Source organism: Rhodanobacter sp. FDAARGOS 1247 (genome assembly GCF_016889805.1).
GTDB lineage: Bacteria > Pseudomonadota > Gammaproteobacteria > Xanthomonadales > Rhodanobacteraceae > Rhodanobacter.
The window spans coordinates 3,356,136-3,374,331 of sequence record NZ_CP069535.1 but is presented as its reverse complement, the minus strand read 5'-3'; the positions used below and the strand labels follow the sequence as shown (position 1 = coordinate 3,374,331).

Annotated in this window: 16 protein-coding genes; 9 read left to right on the top strand and 7 right to left on the bottom strand. The window is 67.1% G+C overall.

The annotated features are described in order from the left end of the window. Positions 1-70 precede the first annotated feature (70 nt). Positions 71-784, top strand: coding sequence for an AraC family transcriptional regulator (locus I6J77_RS15320; RefSeq protein ID WP_204109678.1), 714 nt, complete (start codon positions 71-73; stop codon positions 782-784). Between the two features lie 358 nt (positions 785-1,142). Next, on the top strand, positions 1,143-4,202 hold the full coding sequence (locus I6J77_RS15315; RefSeq protein ID WP_204109677.1) for a TonB-dependent receptor: 3,060 nt from the start codon (positions 1,143-1,145) through the stop codon (positions 4,200-4,202). A gap of 93 nt (positions 4,203-4,295) precedes the next feature. Here I6J77_RS15315 and I6J77_RS15310 read toward each other — a convergent pair whose 3' ends face one another. From I6J77_RS15310 to I6J77_RS15290, 5 genes are all read right to left on the bottom strand, one after another. Beyond that, positions 4,296-4,538 (bottom strand): hypothetical protein, encoded by a 243-nt coding sequence (locus I6J77_RS15310; RefSeq protein WP_204109676.1) that lies wholly within the window; start codon positions 4,536-4,538, stop codon positions 4,296-4,298. Between the two features lie 46 nt (positions 4,539-4,584). Continuing rightward, positions 4,585-5,979 (bottom strand): cardiolipin synthase, encoded by a 1,395-nt coding sequence (cls, locus tag I6J77_RS15305; protein WP_204109675.1) that lies wholly within the window; start codon positions 5,977-5,979, stop codon positions 4,585-4,587. A gap of 19 nt (positions 5,980-5,998) precedes the next feature. After that, a complete protein-coding gene (locus tag I6J77_RS15300; RefSeq protein WP_204109674.1) occupies positions 5,999-7,366 on the bottom strand; it encodes an FAD/NAD(P)-binding protein in 1,368 nt (455 codons plus the stop codon). Positions 7,367-7,391: 25 nt separating this feature from the next. After that, positions 7,392-7,967: a cysteine dioxygenase gene (locus tag I6J77_RS15295; RefSeq protein WP_204109673.1), complete on the bottom strand. Its 576-nt coding sequence runs from the start codon at positions 7,965-7,967 to the stop codon at positions 7,392-7,394. A gap of 133 nt (positions 7,968-8,100) precedes the next feature. Then, the gene (locus I6J77_RS15290; protein ID WP_204109672.1) at positions 8,101-8,769 is read right to left on the bottom strand and encodes an energy transducer TonB; all 669 of its coding nucleotides are present in this window, start codon (positions 8,767-8,769) and stop codon (positions 8,101-8,103) included. A 341-nt stretch (positions 8,770-9,110) separates the two neighbouring features. Between I6J77_RS15290 and I6J77_RS15285 the strand changes: the two genes are divergently transcribed. From I6J77_RS15285 to I6J77_RS15275, 3 genes are all read left to right on the top strand, one after another. Then, a complete protein-coding gene (locus I6J77_RS15285; protein WP_239309299.1) occupies positions 9,111-9,494 on the top strand; it encodes a hypothetical protein in 384 nt (127 codons plus the stop codon). Between the two features lie 89 nt (positions 9,495-9,583). Continuing rightward, positions 9,584-10,252, top strand: coding sequence for a hemolysin III family protein (locus tag I6J77_RS15280; RefSeq protein WP_204109670.1), 669 nt, complete (start codon positions 9,584-9,586; stop codon positions 10,250-10,252). A 2-nt stretch (positions 10,253-10,254) separates the two neighbouring features. Continuing rightward, on the top strand, positions 10,255-10,590 hold the full coding sequence (locus I6J77_RS15275; RefSeq protein WP_239309040.1) for a TfoX/Sxy family protein: 336 nt from the start codon (positions 10,255-10,257) through the stop codon (positions 10,588-10,590). Positions 10,591-10,594: 4 nt separating this feature from the next. Here the strand turns inward: I6J77_RS15275 and I6J77_RS15270 are convergent, their stop codons facing one another. Both I6J77_RS15270 and I6J77_RS15265 read right to left on the bottom strand, forming a co-directional pair. Continuing rightward, complete coding sequence (locus I6J77_RS15270) at positions 10,595-11,080, bottom strand: DUF456 domain-containing protein (protein ID WP_204109668.1); 486 nt, start codon at positions 11,078-11,080, stop codon at positions 10,595-10,597. A 129-nt stretch (positions 11,081-11,209) separates the two neighbouring features. Next, positions 11,210-11,986 carry a ferredoxin--NADP reductase gene (locus I6J77_RS15265; protein ID WP_204109667.1) on the bottom strand — a complete coding sequence of 259 codons (777 nt, stop codon included), beginning with the start codon at positions 11,984-11,986 and terminating at the stop codon, positions 11,210-11,212. Positions 11,987-12,225: 239 nt separating this feature from the next. Between I6J77_RS15265 and I6J77_RS15260 the strand changes: the two genes are divergently transcribed. From I6J77_RS15260 to I6J77_RS15245, 4 genes are all read left to right on the top strand, one after another. Further along, positions 12,226-12,858, top strand: coding sequence for a TMEM175 family protein (locus I6J77_RS15260; RefSeq protein ID WP_056766628.1), 633 nt, complete (start codon positions 12,226-12,228; stop codon positions 12,856-12,858). Positions 12,859-13,129: 271 nt separating this feature from the next. Continuing rightward, positions 13,130-14,107 (top strand): sigma 54-interacting transcriptional regulator, encoded by a 978-nt coding sequence (locus tag I6J77_RS15255; protein ID WP_239309038.1) that lies wholly within the window; start codon positions 13,130-13,132, stop codon positions 14,105-14,107. Positions 14,108-14,353: 246 nt separating this feature from the next. After that, positions 14,354-15,688 (top strand): hypothetical protein, encoded by a 1,335-nt coding sequence (locus tag I6J77_RS15250; protein ID WP_204109665.1) that lies wholly within the window; start codon positions 14,354-14,356, stop codon positions 15,686-15,688. A 178-nt stretch (positions 15,689-15,866) separates the two neighbouring features. After that, positions 15,867-18,056, top strand: coding sequence for a hypothetical protein (locus I6J77_RS15245; protein WP_204109664.1), 2,190 nt, complete (start codon positions 15,867-15,869; stop codon positions 18,054-18,056). Positions 18,057-18,196: the final 140 nt, after the last annotated feature.

Here is an 18,196-nt window from a genome sequence, read left to right as displayed (position 1 = left end):
ATCGCGCCGCGCGACTTGTTACTGTCCGGATCGGCTGTTTCGCTGGATCGGGATACCCGGGGAAAAGTTCATGGACATGAAGATTTCAGCATGTGAATTGCAGGGCTTGTTTGACGCCTTGCCGGACGTGGTGTTCTTCGTCAAGGACAGCTCGGGGCGCTACACCCATGCCAATCTCACCCTGGTCAGGCGGCTGGGCCTGAAGCGTCGTGACGAGGTGGTCGGGCGCCATGTGACCGAGGTGTTTCCGCGCGCACTGGGTCCGTCCTATGCGTTGCAGGACCGGCGTGCGCTGAGCGGTGAAACCATCGAGAACCAGCTGGAAGTGCACATCCTTCCGAACCGCGCACCGGGCTGGTGCCTGACCTGCAAATACCCGCTGCGACAGCGCGGCGAAGTGTGTGGCGTGATCGGCATTTCGCGTGACCTGAGCAAGCCCGATGGACGGCATCCCACCTATCCGCGGTTGATCCGGGTGATTGAATTCATGCAACTGCATTTTGCGGAAAGCGTGCGGGTGAGCAGCCTGGCCGAACTGGCCGAAGTGTCGGTGGCGCAACTGGAACGCCACTTCCGTCGGGTGTTCCAGCTGACCCCGCAACAAGCGCTGACCAAGCTGCGCATCGAGTCGGCCATGCGCCTGCTGCAGGGCACGTCCAGTGTCGCAGACATAGGGCTGGCCTGCGGCTTCACCGACCAGAGCGCGTTCGCGCGCCAGTTCAAGGCCACGGTGGGGATGACGCCCCGGGACTTCCGCAACCTGCAGCCAGGGAGCAAGCCCTGAGCGGCATTTAGGGGTCTTGGCTGCGCGCGATGGCCGACCGCTGACGGGCGACGGGCGACGGGCGATGGCGCATGCCCCGCTGTGCGGATTTCCGCATGCGCTTCGCGTTGAATCGACAAGACGCTGCGCGGTGGCGTCGTCCACGCTTGGTTCCGTTCCGCCATGGAACTCGCTGCGCGCGGGGAAACGGGGCGCCAGCGCACTTCCAGGCAGGCAGCGTTGCGTGACGGGCCGATCGGGGCAGGCTCGGAAATCGCGTTGGCGGAACGACCGACTTCTCCCCCGGCCATGCCGCGGCCATCAATGCAGGGACGGCGCGGTTCGACCTTTTACGAAACGCATCTGGAGAGAACTACCGATGAAAAATCATTCCCCCGCGAGGGGCGTCTTGCTGCGCCGGAACGTGCTGGCGACCGCGCTCTTCTCCGGAATGTGCCTGGTCGGTGCAGCCCACGGCCAAGCCACGACCGGCAGCATTTTCGGGCAGGTGCCCGACGCCCAGGGCGCAACGGTGGTAGTCAGCAGCGCATCCGGCGTGACCCGCCAGGCCACCATCGACGCGCAAGGGCACTATGCGCTGACTTCGCTGCCGCTGGGCACCTATACCGTCAACTTGCTGCGCGACGGGAAGGTGGTGGACTCGCGCTCGAACGTCAGTTTGCGGGTCGGCTCGGGCGCCGAAGTATCGTTTGGCAAAGCTGCAAGGGCTGATGTCAGCGAGCTGTCGTCCGTGTCGGTCAGCGCCAATGCACTGCCTTCGATCGACGTCACTTCGGTGGACTCGCGCACCGTCATCACCGCCGATCAATTGGCCAGGTTGCCGCTGGCGCGCAGCGCCGAGGCGATCGCGCTGCTGGCGCCCGGCGTGGTTGCCGGCAGCGACTATTTCGGCGGCCCGACCGGCAACGCGCTGGTCTCGTTCGGCGGATCCTCGGTGACCGAGAACGCCTATTACATCAACGGATTCAATACGACCGATCCGCTCAGCGGCTTTGGCGGCTTCGCCTTGCCGTATGGCTCCATCGACCAGCAGGAAATCCTCAACGGCGGCTACGGCGCAGCCTATGGTCGCTCCGACGGCGGCGTGATCAACCAGGTGGGCAAGCGCGGCACCGACACCTGGCAATTCGGTGCGCAACTGTCGTGGACGCCGGCGTTTGCACGTGGCGAACAGCGCGACATCGACTACGTCAACGGCCCGGACAAGGGCAAGCTGTACAACCGCAACGCCGACGAAAATTCGTGGACCACGGTGGAAAGCCTGTACGCCGGTGGCCCGCTGATCAAGGACAAGCTGTTCGTGTTTGCGTCGGTCGAGGCCGAGCGCCGCCAGGGCAACAGCACCAGCTCGACCGACGCCAACCTCAGCACTCGCTATCGCAACGACTACCCGAAGTGGTACGCCAAGCTGGATTGGAACATCAATGACAGCAACATTCTCGAAGTCACCGGTGCCTCGACCAAGCGCGCGTATTCGGCGGATGTGTACAACTACGACTATGCAACCGGCGCCACGGGCAGTTTCAACAGCCATGCGGTGTCGACCAAGGTGGGTGCGGACCTGTACACCGGCAAGTTCACCAGCTACCTCACCGACAACCTCACCTTGTCGGTGCTGTACGGGCGCATGGATGGCACCTACTACAACGAGATCATCGGCTACGATCCGACCTATCCGCGACTGTACTCGTCGTACAACCAGAACCCGGCGCTGAACGGCGGCACGGTGATCACCAGTCCGGGCACGGTCGGTGCGGTCAACGACCCCGCGCACACCACCCGGAATACCAATCTTCGGCTGGACCTGAGCTACCGGCTCGGTGATCACACGCTGACCGGCGGTATCGACAATCAGTCCGTGCAGGATCTGCACGACGGCAACAAGATGGCCGGACAGGGTTTTGCGTGGGAATACAACAAGGGTGCACCGGGCAACCCGATCATCGGTGCGCCGGGAGACGATCCCTATGTCGCCGCACCGAACGGCTATCCCGGTGGCGGCACGGGCTACTACGTGGCCAAGTACAAGCGCTACGGCGGCGGCTCGGTGCGGGTGGAGCAGCGTGCGCAGTACCTCGAGGATTCCTGGCAGATCAACGACCGCTGGCTGGTCAAGCTCGGTATCCGCAACGACCAGTTCACCAACTACAACCCCAACGGCGTGGCCTATCTGCGCCTGACCAAGCCGCAATGGGCGCCCCGTGTCGGCTTCAGCTGGGACGTCAATGGCGACTCCAGCTTCAAGGTGTACGGCAACGCGGGTCGCTACTTCCTGGCGATGCCGGCCACCGTGGCGATGCGCCAGGCCGGTGCACCGCTGTACACCCGCGAATACTTTACCTATACCGGCATCGATGCCCACGGCCAGCCGACCGGGCTGACGCCGATCGACACCAGCCGTGGGCTTGGCGCACCGATCTCGGCCAACCGCGAATACGGCCAGTCGAAAGACCCGAACACGGTGGCGGCGACCAACCTGAAATCCGAGTACCAGGACGAGTTCATTGCCGGCTTCGACAGAAAGCTTGGCGATGCGTGGGTGTATGGCGCCAAGGCTACCTACCGCAACCTGCGCACCGCGATCGACGACTACAGTGACTCCGCGTCCGTCGCGGCCAAGATGGATCGCATGGGCATCGATCCGGCCACTTACGACGCCGGCCTGATCTCCGGCGCCTATCTGTTCAACCCGGGGCGCACCAATATCCTGAAGGTGGCCAAGCTGGATGGCAGTGGCTACTACTCGGTTCCGATGACGACCGCCGATTTCGGATTCAGCTCCGGCATCAAGCGCCACTATTATGGTCTGGACGTCTATCTGGAACACCCGTTTGACGGCAAATGGTTTGGCAAGGTCGACTACCTGTTCTCGCGCAGCTACGGCAATAGCGAGGGCCAGGTGCGCACGGACATCGGCCAGACCGACGTCTCGGCCACGGTGGACTGGGATTTCGGCTCGCTGATGCAGTATGCCAACGGCGAACTCTCCAACAGCAGGCGCCACCAGCTCAAGGCGTACGGCTCCTATCAGCTGGCGGCGGAGTGGCTGGTGTCCGGCAACCTGGCGATCATTTCCGGCGCGCCGCGCAGCTGCCTTGGAAAATTCGGGCCGGCGGAATCGAACCCCACCGGTTACGGCGACTACTACCACTGGTGCGGCGGCGTGCCGTCGCGGCCTGGCGATGCGGGTCACAATCCGTGGCAATACACGCTCAGCCTGAGCACCGAGTACCGCCCGTTGTGGGCGGAAAAGAAGCTCGCCTTCAACGTCATGGTCTACAACGTGCTGGACAATCGGGTCACCACGCAGACCTCGCCCTTCTATGGCGAGACCAGTGCGCTGGACCCGACCTACGGCATGGCGGTTTCGCAATCCCAGCCACGCTACGTGCGCTTCGGCGTGACCTACGATTTCTGATTTTTCAGTGCCACGGCAGTCTTGCGCGAGCACGGCTGCCATCCGGCTCCAGCGCCCGCAAGGCCGTTTCACCCGCTCCCCAGACTTGAGCCGTCAGCGACCCTGCCGGCTCCTTTTTTTGAGAACGATGATCGTGCCTGCGCCAACCTGGTCGCCGCCGCGCCCGCCGCCGCCGTGCAGGAACAGCACCACCGGCCAGTTCCTTTCAGCCGTCCAGCCGTCCGGCACGAAGACCTGGTAGCGCCAGGTGTTGCCGTCGATCGACAGCGTACGTCCGACAAGATGGGACGGTTCACCGGCGGCGAAGGCAGAGGCGGAAACGCCGACGGCCGTCATGCCAGGCAACAGGGCGAGCTGGCGCCTGTCCTGCCTCGCATGGTGGTTACAGCAGCGGGTCGAACAATCGCGCCACGTGCATGGCGACCCGGCGCAGGTACGGTGCATCGCGATACTCGTGTTCGTCGATGGCCCGGGCGCGCCTGAAGTCGTCGAGCAGCATGACCGCCACGTCCGCGGCGAAACCGTGGTCGACCACCATCGCGCCGACCTCGAAGTTCAGCCGGAACGAGCGGCTGTCCAGGTTCATGCTGCCGATCGCCGCGGCCTCGCGATCGATCAGCAACGCCTTCTGGTGCAGGAAGCCCGGCTGGTAGCGGAACACCTTGATGCCGGCGCGCACGGCCTGGTACGCGTGCAGGGTCGAGGCCAGGAAGACGGTGTGGTGGTCCGGGCGCGACGGAATCAGGATGCGCACGTCCACGCCCCGCAGCACGGCCAGCTGCAGCGCCGCACGCACCGCGTGGTCGGGGATGAAATAGGGCGTGCTGAGCCACACGCGCTGGCGCGCCGCGTTGATCGCGGCAGTGAAGAACAGCGAGCCGGTTTCCTGCGGATCGGCCGGGCCGCTGGCCACGATCAGCGCGCTGGCGTTCCCGTCTTCAGTCGGCGCCGGCGGCAGCGGTGGCGTGCTGCCGGTGATCCAGTGCCAGTCGTCGGCAAACAGCTGCTGCAGGTCGGCCACCACCGGTCCGCGCAGTTCCAGCATGGTGTCGCGCCACGGCGCCAGCGGCGGCTTCAGGCCAAGGTATTCGTCACCCACGTTGAGCCCGCCGACATAGCCGCGCGCGCCATCGACCACCACGATCTTGCGATGGTTGCGGAAGTTGAGCTGCAGCCGGTTGCGCCAGCGATGCGTGGCGAAGCGGTGGATCTGCACGCCACCGGCACGCAGGGTCTCGACGTAGCTGCGTGGCAGCGCATGGCTGCCTATGCCGTCGAACAGCACGCAGACGCGCACCCCGGCGGCGGCTTGCTGCAGCAGGACCTGCTGCAGGCGCCGACCCAGCGCATCGTCATGGATGATGAAGAACTGCAGCAGCAGGTAGTGCCGTGCCTCGGCCATCGCCGCCAGCATGGTGTCGAAGGCGGCGTCGCCATCGATCAGCAGGCGCAGCCGGTTGCCGCTGCGGAATGGCCGGCCCTGCAGGGCGCTGATCGCGGCGTAGCCGGGGCAGGCCGGATCGGTGGCCGGTTCGTCGTCCGCCCCGGTCGCTGCCGGATGTTCCCTTGGCGCCTGGTGACTCACGCGGTAACCGAGGAAGCGGCTGGAGCCGAGATAGAGATAAGGCAGCAGGGTGACGTAGGGCAGCAGCAACAGGCCGAACGCCCAGCCGATCGCGCCTTGCGGGGTGCGCGTGTGCATCACCGCATGCATCGCGGCGAGCAGGCCCAGCGCGTGCAGCAGGAGGATGCAGAAGGTGAGCGCGCCGGCCGTCATCAGGGGCGCGGCGCGTGGCTCAGCCGTCCAGCAACTGGTCGGCCAGGTGGCGTGCCTGCTGGCGGATTTCCGGCATCGCGGTGGACTCCCACAGGGTGCCGCGCAACAGGCTGCCGATGGCGAACAGGTGGGGCCAATGCCGGTCTCCGTGCTGCAGGCGGCCGTTGCGGTCGGCGATCACGCCCAGGCCCAGCGGATCGGCCTCGATGTGTGCGTTGGTGAGCAACTGGCTGATCAGTCGATGGTCGCTGCGACGCAGGTCCGTGTCCAGCCCGACCGTCTGGATCACCAGGTCGGCATCCAGCGTCTCGACGACGCCGGCGTGGGCCATGGTCAATCGCAGTGAGGCACCATCGGCCTCCACCGCGTGCAGCCGCCCGCATCGGCGTTGCAGCCGGCCGCTGCGCTCCAGGGCATCAACCGCGTCGTGGACTGCCGGCGCCATGCGATGGCGCGCGCGCTCCCACGCCCAGCGTGCGTGCCGCATGAAACGCGAACGCTGCTCCAGCGGAAGTTCGCCCCACAGGCCGGACAGGTGCGGGCGCAGGCTGTCCACCACGGCCCGCCATTCGATGCCGGGCTGGCCGATGGCTTCGCGCAGCAGGCGTGTCCACTGGCGGATTTCGGGCGCATCGCGCATCGCCTCGACCAGCCCGGCGCCGTCGTCGACGGGCAATGCCGCGTTGTGCAGGTGCACCTCGGGAAAGCGGCCGTGACGGGACAGGCCGACGAACCCGGCCTGCGGCCAGCGCGCGGACAGTTCCAGCACGACATCGACGGCGGTCAGCCCCAGTCCCACCAGCACCACCTTGCGCGGCGGTGGCTGCGTGTGGTCGACGTCGGCCAGCAGGCGCCACGGATCGACGATGTAGCGGCTGCTGGCCAGCGCCGCTTCGCCCACCACGCCCAGCGGCTGTGGCGGTAGCGCACCGAGCGCCAGCACGGCCGCGTCGACGCGATGGCTTTCCTCGCCATGGATCACGGTGACGCCGTCGGTTTCCGGCACCAGCGCGTCCACCGCGAAGGGAATCAGGTTGACGTGATGGCCGCGCGCCTGGCCCTGCTTCAGCGCCCGCGCCACCTCGGCCTCGAGGTAGTCGCCGTAAAGCCGGCGCGGCAGGAAGTCGGTGCCGTTGACGGCCGGATCGCTGCGCTGCACGAAGTCGAGGAAGCCGCGCGGCTTGCCGGCGAACATGCTCATCGACGCCGCCCGCACGTTCAGCAGGTGGTGCTCGGAGGTGGTGGCATAGGCCACGCCGCGCGCGGGGCGGCCACCACCGGTGAACCAGTCCAGTTGCAGCGGTGGCGTGGTGTCGCGTTCCAGCAGTTCGCTGAGCAAACTGGCGGACGCGGCACCACCGCCGATGAGGGCAAGGCGTCGAAACATGGCGCTTCTTTCGTCGGGTTCCAGATCAGCCGTGCAGGCGGCTGGCGGTGATGTGGCGTGGTGCGACCTTCAGTTGCGCCGCGGCAGGCCCGCTCCGCCCGGGCGTGGCGTAGTCGGCCATGTCATCGCCGTAGACGTGCAGCGACAGGGCCGTCTCGTAGCGCGACAGGTTGCGGCAGCGACGCAGCTGGTGGACCTCACCGTCGAACCAGGCGCCGTCACCCGGGCCAAGCCATTGGCGATCCAGCACCGTCAGTTCGTTCGATGCGGCGTCGCGCTGGCAGGACTGCACTTCCAGCGCGCCGACCAGGGCCATCTCCAGACCCCACACGCCATGCTCGCGCAGCGGGGAAACGTGGTTCGCCGGCCAGGCGACGATCCACAGGCTCAGTGGCGGCTTGTTGCGCCGGCTCAGCAGGATCTGCTCGAAGCCGCGCTGCCGCCGGCGCAGCGAGGCCAGCCGGGTGGCCATGGACGAGGCGTCCTGGTGCACCACGCGGCCCAGTTCGCGGGCCATCGAGGCAAGGTCGGGGTGGGCGGAGCCGGCGTGTTCGAGCGCGATGCTGCGCAGGGTTTTCAGGATGTGTCGATGCGTGCCCATGCGTGGAACCTGGCAGGGTGAATGGCCGCAAGTGGATCATGCGCATCGTTAACAGGTTGTTGAACGGGACAGCCACGACAACGGCGCCCGGTGTGCCGCCGGAACGGCCCGGGCGCCGTGTCGTGGCGACCCCTCATTCGCGCAGATTGAACGTCACTGGCACACGCGCCAGCGCGCGCACCGCCCGCCCGTCGACCATGGCAGGCTGGAAGCGCCAGCCGTCCAGCACCTGCTGGATGGCGCTGCGATCCAGCAGCAGGTAACCGCTGCCACGCTCCACCGTCACCTGGACGGGTTTGCCGGTTTCATCCACCAGCACGCGCAACAGCACGGTGCCGTGCATGCGTTGCTGCAGCGCGCGGGTGGGGAAGTGCAGCGGAGCCGAACGATAGGCCAGGCTCGCTTCGACCGGTGCGGCGTCCACCGCGGGGCCGGTGGTCGTGCCCGCCGGCAGCAGGGTGGGCGTGGTGACCGGCGCCACCGGGACGTTGCCCTCGGCGACGGGTGCCGCCACCGGCGGGCTGATCGGTGTCTGGTGGTGGACCACCGGTGGCGCGACGGGTGGATGCGGCAGCGGCAGCACCTCGACCGGTGGTGGCGGTATCACCGGCTCCGGTGGCGGGATGAAGCTGATCGTGGGTATCGGGTTGAGCCGCTGGATGGCGTGGAAGAACGCCGGGCCCGAAGGCCTCGTCGCGATCATGATCACCGCCAGGTTGAGTGCGATGGCGGCGCTGATGGCCGCGATGCGCGCGGGGTCGGGATGGGTACGGTGAGCAACAGCCAGGCTTGCGGGAGACATGGTCAACCTCCTGACATCGGTGGGGATGTTGCGGCGGTCACGCTGCGTGAGCAGGGGGATCGTGCTGCCGCGACCCGAGCCTATGCCCCCAAACCGCACTTGCGCAACAGGACGTCTGGATGGCCAAATGCGGGTTTGTCGGGTGCGGTCGTCCGCCGGGGATTTTTTCTGCGGGTGCGCACCCGACCATCAGTCTGCGTTGCCGTGCAGTCACCGGTGCTCGCGAAGCGCGCAGCTGTCCTGCAACAATCAGGCAACGGCAACCGGCCGGCAGGCGACGAGGCAACAGGATGAACCTGATCAAATGGGCGGGCGTGGTCGCGCTGGCGTGCGGCGGACTGATGCTGGGTACGCCGGCGCGGGCGGGCGACATCTCCTGCAAGATGACCTTCCAGCTGTCCGGCTGGTCGGTGTTCTACAAGACCGCCAAGGGCACCGGCACGGTTCGCTGCAGCAACGGCCAGAGCCTCAACGTGAAGCTGCGGGCCAAGGGCGGTGGCCTGACGTTCGGCAAGACGAAGATCAGCAACGGCATCGGCAAGTTCAGCGGCGTGACCGGTGTTCGCGACGTGCTGGGCAGCTATGCCGATGCCGAGGCGCATGCGGGCGCGTCGAAATCCGCCGCCGCGCAGGTGCTGACCAAGGGCAGCGTCTCGCTGGCGCTCAGCGGCAAGGGCGAAGGCTGGAACCTGGGCGTGGCCTTCGGTGCCTTCATCATCGAATAATGTGACGGCGCGACCATGCGCCATGGTATGCACGAGCCGGGCGCGCGGGTAAGGTAGAGCCGCGCGCCCCGCGTCCCCGGAGAAACCCCATGACCGCCTTGTCCGGCACCGCCATGCCGAGTTACAGCTTCGGCGACGAACTTGCCAGCAGCATCATCCACGGCCTGGGCATCGTGCTGAGCATCGCCGGGCTGGCAACCCTGGTGGCCTTCGCGGCGCTGCATGGCAATGCGCTGACGGTGGTGGCCTGCGCCGTGTTCGGCACCTCGCTGGTGCTGCTCTACACCGCCTCCACGCTGTATCACTCGATCCCGTCGATCGCCGCCAAACCGACCCTGCGCGCGCTCGATCACATCGCGATCTATGTGCTGATCGCCGGCACCTACACTCCGTTCACCCTGATCGCGCTGCCCGGCGTGTGGGGCTGGAGCCTGTTTGCCGCGGTGTGGACGCTGGCGCTGGCGGGCAGCGCGCTCGAGCTCGGCCTGCTCAAGCGCTACCACAAGCTGGCCGTGCTGCTTTACGTGGGCATGGGCTGGATCGGCATGATCGCGTTCGAGCCGCTCAGCAAGCACCTGCAGGGTGGCGGCACCGCGCTACTGCTGGCCGGCGGCCTGGCCTATACGCTGGGCGTGCCGTTCTACCTGTGGCGACGACTGCCGTATCACCACGCGCTGTGGCATGTGTTCGTGCTGGCCGGTAGCGTGCTGCATTTCCTTGCCGTGTTGCTGTACGTGATTCCCGACGCGCCGGGGTGAGCGTGCCGACTGCGCTCGAAGCCCTGCGCCGCGAACTCGAAGACGCGGCAGCCCATCTGGGCAGGCCGCACGACCTGCGCTTCAAGCCGATGTTCGGCGGGCTGATGGCCTGGCTCGATGAAAAACCCTGTGCCTGGCTGGGCGTGGACGGCATGGCCCTGAAACTGGCGCCTGCCGACCAGCCGGCGCTGCTGCGACTGGCCGGCGCTTCGCGACTGGTGGCCAGGCCTGGAGCGCCGCCCAGTCGCCACTACATCGTGCTGCCCGCTGCGCTCAGCCGCGACACGGTGCAGCTTTCCGGCTGGCTGCAGAAAACCGCCGCCGCGAAACATCGCTGACGTTTCAGCCGAACAGCATCGCCAGGCCGAACAGGCCCACCATCAGGAATGACAGCACCAGCTTGAACAAGGTGCCCAGCAACAATCCGAGCCACGTCGCCGCGCCCACGTGCGCCGAACGCAGCACGCTGGTGCCGGAGGCAAGCTCGCCGACCAGCGTGCCCGCGAACGGCCCGAGCAGCAGGCCCGGGATGCCGAAGAACATGCCGACAAAGGTGCCGATGGTGGCGCCCCACAACGCGCGGTGGCTGGCGCCGACCCGTTTGGCGCCCAGCGTGCCGGCAACGAAGTCGACGATGATGCCGATCGTGCCCAGCGCCCCGATGATCAGCAGCCACCACAGGCCCAGGTGCCGGTAATCGTCCACGGCGGCGACCAGCCAGATCCCGCCGAAAACCATCGGGATGCCCGGCAGCGCCGGCAGCACCGACCCGGCGAGGCCGCCGACGATCAGCAGGGCGGCAAGGATGTAGAGGGCGATGTCGAGCATGGGTGGCCTTCCGCGGGCGCAGATCGCATTGGAGCAGAAGTGAGTGGAGAGGAGTGAGAAGTGAGAGAGAGCGGGTGCGCGGATGCTCTTCTCTAATTTCTCACTCCTCTCCACTCGCTCCTCGCTCGGCTACTTCTCCACGAAGGCCCGCTCGATCACGTAGTCGCCCGGCGCGCGGGTGCGTGGCGAGGCCTGGAAGCCGCGGCCGTCGAGCAGGGCGCACAGGTCGTCCAGCATCGCCGGACTGCCGCACAGCATCACGCGGTCGGTGGCCGGGTTCAGTGGCGGCAGGCCGACCGCCGCGCTCATCACGCCGTCGACGACCGCGTCGGTGATGCGGCCGCGGTGACGGAACGGCTCGCGGGTCACGGTGGGGTAGTAGATCAGCTTCTCGCGCACCAGCTCGCCCAGGTATTCGTGCTGTGGCAGCTCGTGTTCGAGATAGTGCGCGTAGGCAAGGTCCTCGATCCGGCGCACGCCGTGGGCCAGCACGATCCGGTCGAAGCGCTCGTAGGTGTCCGGATCGCGGATGATGCTCATGAACGGGGCCAGCCCGGTGCCGGTGCCGAGCAGGTACAGGTTCTTCCCGGGCTTGAGGTCGGTCAGCACCAGGGTGCCGGTGGGCTTGCGCGTGACGATCAGCGGATCGCCGGGCTTCAGGTGCTGCAGGCGCGAGGTGAGCGGGCCGTCGGCGACCTTGATCGAGAAGAACTCCAGGTGTTCCTCCCAGCTGGCGCTGGCGATCGAGTACGCGCGCATCAGCGGACGCCCGTCCGTTTCCAGGCCGATCATCACGAACTGGCCGCTGTCGAAGCGGAAGCCGGGATCGCGCGTGGTGCGGAACGAGAACAGGCTGTCGTTCCAGTGCTGCACGTCGATCACGTGCTCGGTTGCCATTGCCACCATGTCGGTTGTCTCGCGTTGTCGCTGGTTCGGGGAGCCGCGCGCCGGGTCCTCCGGCGGGGCGGAGTGGGGACTCGCGGGGAGGGCGGCAGTGTGGCCACGGTGCCTTGCGAGCGCCGGAATGAGCGCGGCGACGTAGCTGCCAAGGATACGCGATCCGCCGCCCGCCTGTCGCAGACCCGCGCCGCGATCTGCGGCATCATGCGGCATTCGGCCACAGGCGAACGAAGGGGAGGGAGAAGATGGATCATCGCGTCACGCAGGCGGTTTCGGATCATCACGTCGGCCAGCGTCACCTGGATCGACTGGTCATGCTTTCCGATGGCGTATTCGCCATCGCCATCACGCTGTCGGCGATCGAGATCAAGCCGGAGGCGGTGCCGGGGAAAACGCTGTGGGAGGTCTGGGCGACGCCCCTGCTGATCTATTTCCTGAGCTTCTTCCTGATCGGCACGGTGTGGGCCTTCCATCGGCGCATCGTGGCCCATCTGCGCGACATCGACCCGGTGGGCACCGCGATCAACCTGCTGCTGCTCAGCCTGGTGGCCCTGATGCCGGTGGTGATCCGCTTCGTGTTCGAGGGCTTTCAGCAGGGCCAGGGCCTGCTGGTTTACGGGATAGCGCTGGGCGCTACCTACGCCTGCATGGCGGTGCTGTGGCTGCATGTCGCATTCTTCGCCCGGCTGGCGCCCGATCTGCCCCGGCAAAAGGCACGCCAGTGGTTGCTGGAACTGTTCGCGGGGGCGCTGATTTTCGGCGCGCTTGCCCTGCACGAGGCACATCTGCGCTGGGCGTCGGTGGTGGTGACCCTGCTGGCGCTGGCGCTGCTGTCGGCCAAGCGGCTGCGGGTCCTGCGTGGGCGCGATCGGAGCTGACGCCCGCCGCGCTGAACACCGGACGCGGCAAGGACGGCGGCGGTTTGCCGGCGGCCAGCCCGGAACAAGGCGATGTACTACAGCGTCCAGGGCGCAGGTACTACAGACAACGGCCTCCCGGGACGGCAGCGGCGACGGCGCGCTTGCCGCATCGTCGCCGCTGGTCGTGGGCCAGGGCCGGACCATGATGGATACCAGGGGGATTTCGCGGCATGCCGGGATGGCGTGCCAGGGTTCTTTTTGGTGAATGCGGGGGCGGGTGATGCCGGTGATGCTCGGCCAATCCAGGGCTATCCAGGCCGTGCGGGCGCAGCTGCAGCGCTACGCCGGCTGCGACGTGCAGGTGTTGATCGAGGGCGAGACCGGCACCGGCAAGGAGCTGGCGGCCCGCGAAATCCACTATGCCAGCGCCCGCCGCGACCATCCCTTCGTGCCGGTCAACTGCGGCGCGATCCCCGACAGCCTGATCGAGAACGAACTGTTCGGGCATGGTCGCGGCGCTTTCACCGACGCCAAGCAGGCCCAGCCCGGGCTGGTCGATCACGCGCGTGGCGGCACCCTGTTCCTGGACGAGGTCGACGCGCTGTCGGACAAGGGCCAGGTGACCCTGCTGCGCTTCCTGCAGGACAACGAATACCGGCCGGTCGGCGGTGGCGCGGCGCGCGTCTCCGATGCCCGCATCATCGCCGCGACCAACGCCAGCCTGGAACGGCAGGTGGCAGCCGGACGCTTCCGCCGCGACCTGCATTACCGGCTGAACGCGCTGTACCTGCGGCTGCCTCCCCTGCGCGAGCGCGGCGACGATGTGGCCATGCTGGCCCGGCATTTCCTTGACGCCGTGGCGCGGCGGCTGCAGGGCCCGGCCAGGCGCTGGGGCGACGACGCCATCGAGGCGATGATGGCGCACGCGTGGCCGGGCAATGTGCGCGAACTGGACCACATGGCGCTGCGCGCCTACATGGGCAGCGAAGAAGCGGTCATCGGACTGGCCCAGTTGCGCGCGGTCGAACCGGCGTTCGCGGGGATCGCGGCGGCCCCGCGCCGGCGTGCGCATGAACCGGACCTGGCATTCGCCGCGGCCAAGCTGCATGCCATCCGCCAGTTCGAACTCGACTACCTCACCCGGCTGATGCAGCAGGCCTGCGGCAACATCAGCGCCGCTGCCCGCCTGTCCGGCACCGAGCGCCGCCAGCTCGGCAAGCTGCTGTTGAAGAACGGCATCGAGACCAGGCAGTTTCGCCCCGACTGAGCGGCGCGCATGGCGCGCTCCGTCGCGTTCCTGCCCGGGTCAAGTTTTCCCCGGGTGCGTTGTCGAAACGGGTTTGTCCTGACCCGGCCGTCCCGGCACGACGGTTCCGATCCGTTGCGGCAGCCCGTCTGGCGACCTCCTGCCATTGGCATGTTCGTTGCGTAGGTTCCCCTCGAGCACGGAACCGGCGGCGAAACAGCCTGCGTTCCGACGCGAACCCGCCATCCGGAACGAAAGGAGATCGTCATGGCCACCCCCGCCACCCCGTTGACCAAGTACAAGGACATTCCCTGCTGCCCGAACCTCGACACCCAGCCGGTGTGCGACGTGATGGACATGCGTCGCCGCCTGCTGTTTCCCACCACGATACGCACGCGCAGCGGCCAGCAGGTCAATGTCGAAGTCATCCTGCATACGCGCTTCAAGCGCTGTTCCGGGCCCATGGCCCTGGGCGACGTCGTCTACACCACCACCTTGCTCCCGGGCGAGAAGGTAAGGCTGGCCACCACCGACCGGCGCAGTCGCTTCAGCTTCGACAGCGAGTCGAATCTCAGCTACCGCAGCGAGCAGATGTCGGAGGAGCAATACCGCATGTCTTCGCTGCGCTCGTTCATGTCGGACCAGAACAGCCAGGACAACGGTTCGACGCGCAACACCGACCAGGGCTCATGGGATTTCCACGGCGACGCCAGCGGCTCGATCGGATTCATGTCTGCCAGCGCCGATGCCAACGCCCACGGCAGCCACAACGCCGAATCGACCTTCGAATATCTCCAGCAGCATTCGGCGCAGGCCCGCATGGCCGACAACCTGTCGGTGGAATCCACGCGCAAGGCGCACTCGATGTCCGTGGGCGAGGTGTCCACGCGCGCCCATCAGCAGGGCGAGACGGAAGACCAGTACGAGGCCTCGTCGCGCGAGTTCGCCAATCCCAATGCCTGCCACGCGCTGACCTTCCTGTTCTACCGCATCAACAAGATCGAGACGCTGTCGTTCGAGCTGGTGGCGATCGAACGTCGGGTGCTCGATCCGGTGGCGCCGGCGCCGTTGCTGGCCAACCCCATCCGCGCCAAGGGTGCGGTGGCGGTGATGCCGCAGGAAGTGCCGGCGATGAATGCCAAGCGACTCGATATCGAGAGCCGCGGGCTGCAAAGCGAGGCGTTGCACGCGCAGGCCGGTGCTGCCCCGGCGACACTGCAGTCGCGCTTCAACCTGGCGGCACTTTCGGTGCCGGTGAATGTGCAGACCCCCTTGCCGGACGATGTGCGCAAGGCCGCGCTGGCCGAGGTGGACAAGCAACTGGTCGAACGCAAGCTGCTCGATCCCAAGACCGGCGGGTTTGCCGCCGATGCGCGCACGCAGTTCGAGTACACGCGTGACACCTCGTTGCCGACCGCCGGCGTCATCGTCAAGGGCTGTTTCGACGACTGCAACATCTGCGAGCCCGAGCTGCAGAAGAAGACCCAGCTCGAAATCGTCCGGCTCGACCTGCAGAACCAGTTGCTCAAGCGGCAGATCGAGTTGCTGGACAAGGCGCAGGAATACCGCTGCTGTCCGGTTGCCGAAAGCGGCACCACGTAATCACGAACGGTTCTTCGGGCCAGCTTCGAACGCCCTCTGTCGCAACGGACAACCACCCCAGTCGCAACAGGCACTCCGCCGGCATCCGCTTGCGTGGCAGCCGGGCGTGCGTGCCGGAGTGGTGGTTCGCCGCGGATCTCGACCATCAAGCCGCACCCCTCAATTCAGGAGTCTTGCCATGAAATCCGAAAAGTCCGCCCGCCTGCAGATCAAGGTCGAATTCAGCGACCAGGGCGAAGTGCCGGCACTGCAGGCCTATGCCTTCAATCGCCAGGGAGCCGCGCTGGGTCAGGCGCCGTTGAAGGACGGCGCTGCCGTGATCGAGGTGCCCGCCGAAATGGACGGCCAGATGGTCGAGCTGATCCTCGGTCCACCCACGGAGAAAGGCCAGCCGCTACCGACCGCGGCGGCCCTGAAGCGGATGGGCGGTTACGCAAAATCCACCCGCCTGCTGCTGGACAAGCCGGTGCTGCAGCTGAAGCTGCCGACCTACGTCTTTCCGCACTGGTGCCTGTGCTACGTGCGGGGCCGGCTGGTCAAGCGCTTCAACCTCCCCGATGGCAGCGCCAGGGAATTGCCGGTCTGTCATGCCCGCGTGCATGTCTGCGAGGTCGATCGCATCCGGCTGGTGATCGAGAAGCTGCCCGACCTGGACATCCTGCGCCTGCGCGACGACCTGCTGCACAAGCTGCAGTTGCGGCCGCTGCCGTTTCCGCCGATCCCCGATCCCGGTCCGCTGGCCGGGCCGATCATGACGCGCAGTGCCGCACGGCCCGCCGCCGCGCAATCGCCGCTGCCGCAGGCGCCGGCTTCGACCGGCGCGGAGACCCTGGCCCTGCACGCGGCGGCGCTGACCACAGCACAGTCGGCCGGGCAGGCCCGTAGTCAGCTGCTCGGGCTGGCCAGCATCATCGCCATCCACCTGTGCGATCTCACCTATCTGTGGGGCTACTTCCGGGTCGATGCGCTGACCACGATCGATGCCGACAGCGACGGGCGCTTTGCGGCGCTGATTTTCCACGACTGCGCCGACCAGCCGGACCTGTACTTCTGGGTCGAGCAGTTCCAGGGCGGTGTCTGGACCACGGTGTACCGCCCCTCGATCGGTTGCGGCACGCACTGGAATTATCCCTGCGGCTCGGAAGTCGTGATCAACCTGCCGGGCGCCGTGGCCTGCGAGGAACCGCCGTACGACGTTCCGCCCGGGGTCACCCTGTTCATGCTGCCGTACGCGATCGCCAACGCGCCGATCTGGGGCATTCCGCCCGGCGCGCCGGCGGCGCCGGCCGGATGGGTGCGGCCCGACGGCATGCTCGACTACCAGACCGGGACCTCGCTGGGCTGGCTCTACAACGCTCCGTTCGGCGGCACGCTGAACTTCATCCACGACGACTCGTACTTCATTCCGTCCAGCGGGATCAGGTACTACCGCTATTCGTGGCGGCACCTCGGTGCCTCGCCCAATACCGGTGCGGACGACCCGAGCTGGACGCCGATCAGCGCACCGCTGGCGCGCGGCTACCGGATGGAATATTCGGACCGGCTGCCGACCTACGAAAGCTATCCCGTCGGTCCGGTGACGGTGGGCAGTCACAGCGGCCTGTTCGAGTTCAAGCCGCAGACGCCGCCGGCGCGCGGCACCGATCCGGCCACCGTGCTGGTGCGCGAATGGACCCAGGGCAACCTGGGCGAGGTGGGGGCGGGCTGGAACACGATGCTGGCCGCGCCGCCGCTGTCCCCGGACAACCTCACCGACGATGCCGGTGTCTTCGAAGTGAAGATCGAGGTGTTCGATCCCGCCGGCCATCAGGTGATGCCGGGCGCGGGCAGCTTCCGCTTCCTGGCGCGCAATGCCGACGGCACCACGACCCGCCTGTCCACGGCCGCCGAGGAAGCCGGAGGCGCCTATGTCATGCGCGTGCATGTGGACAACAACCGGGTGCAGGCGGATCTGCCGCAGCCGAGTATCGGCGGCGTGTCGGCCAGCGACGACTGCGGCTTCCTGCGCTATCACCCCGGTGACCTGGTGCGCCTGCGCTATCTCGCGGCGCATCCCAACCAGCATGCGGTGTTCGACTTCGACGTCACGCGTGGATCGCACGTGCTGCCGGAGGCCTCCACGCTGGCGCCATACGTCGAGGTGGCGGCATCCAGCGCGGCGACGGTCTCCGCGCCCTACGTGAAGGTGGCCGGCTACTACCAGCGGGACTTCACGCCCACGAGCCTGGTCGGCAGTTGCGTCAATGCGGCCTTTGCCGGATCGCTGCGGGTCTATGGCAAGGCCACCGACGGCTACCAGCGCCTGGGTATCGACGACAGCCGACTGATCGCCTTTGCGCTCGCCGAGCGTGGCGTCGTGCACCCGTAATCCGCCGGTTCCCGGTGAGCCGGTCGGCCACCGAGATGCGGCAAGCGAATGAATCGCGACGCGGATGCGTCGACAACCACTGAAAGGAGAGGGACATGGCCACGTCGAGAACTTCCACAGCGAAAACATCGAGCCCGAAA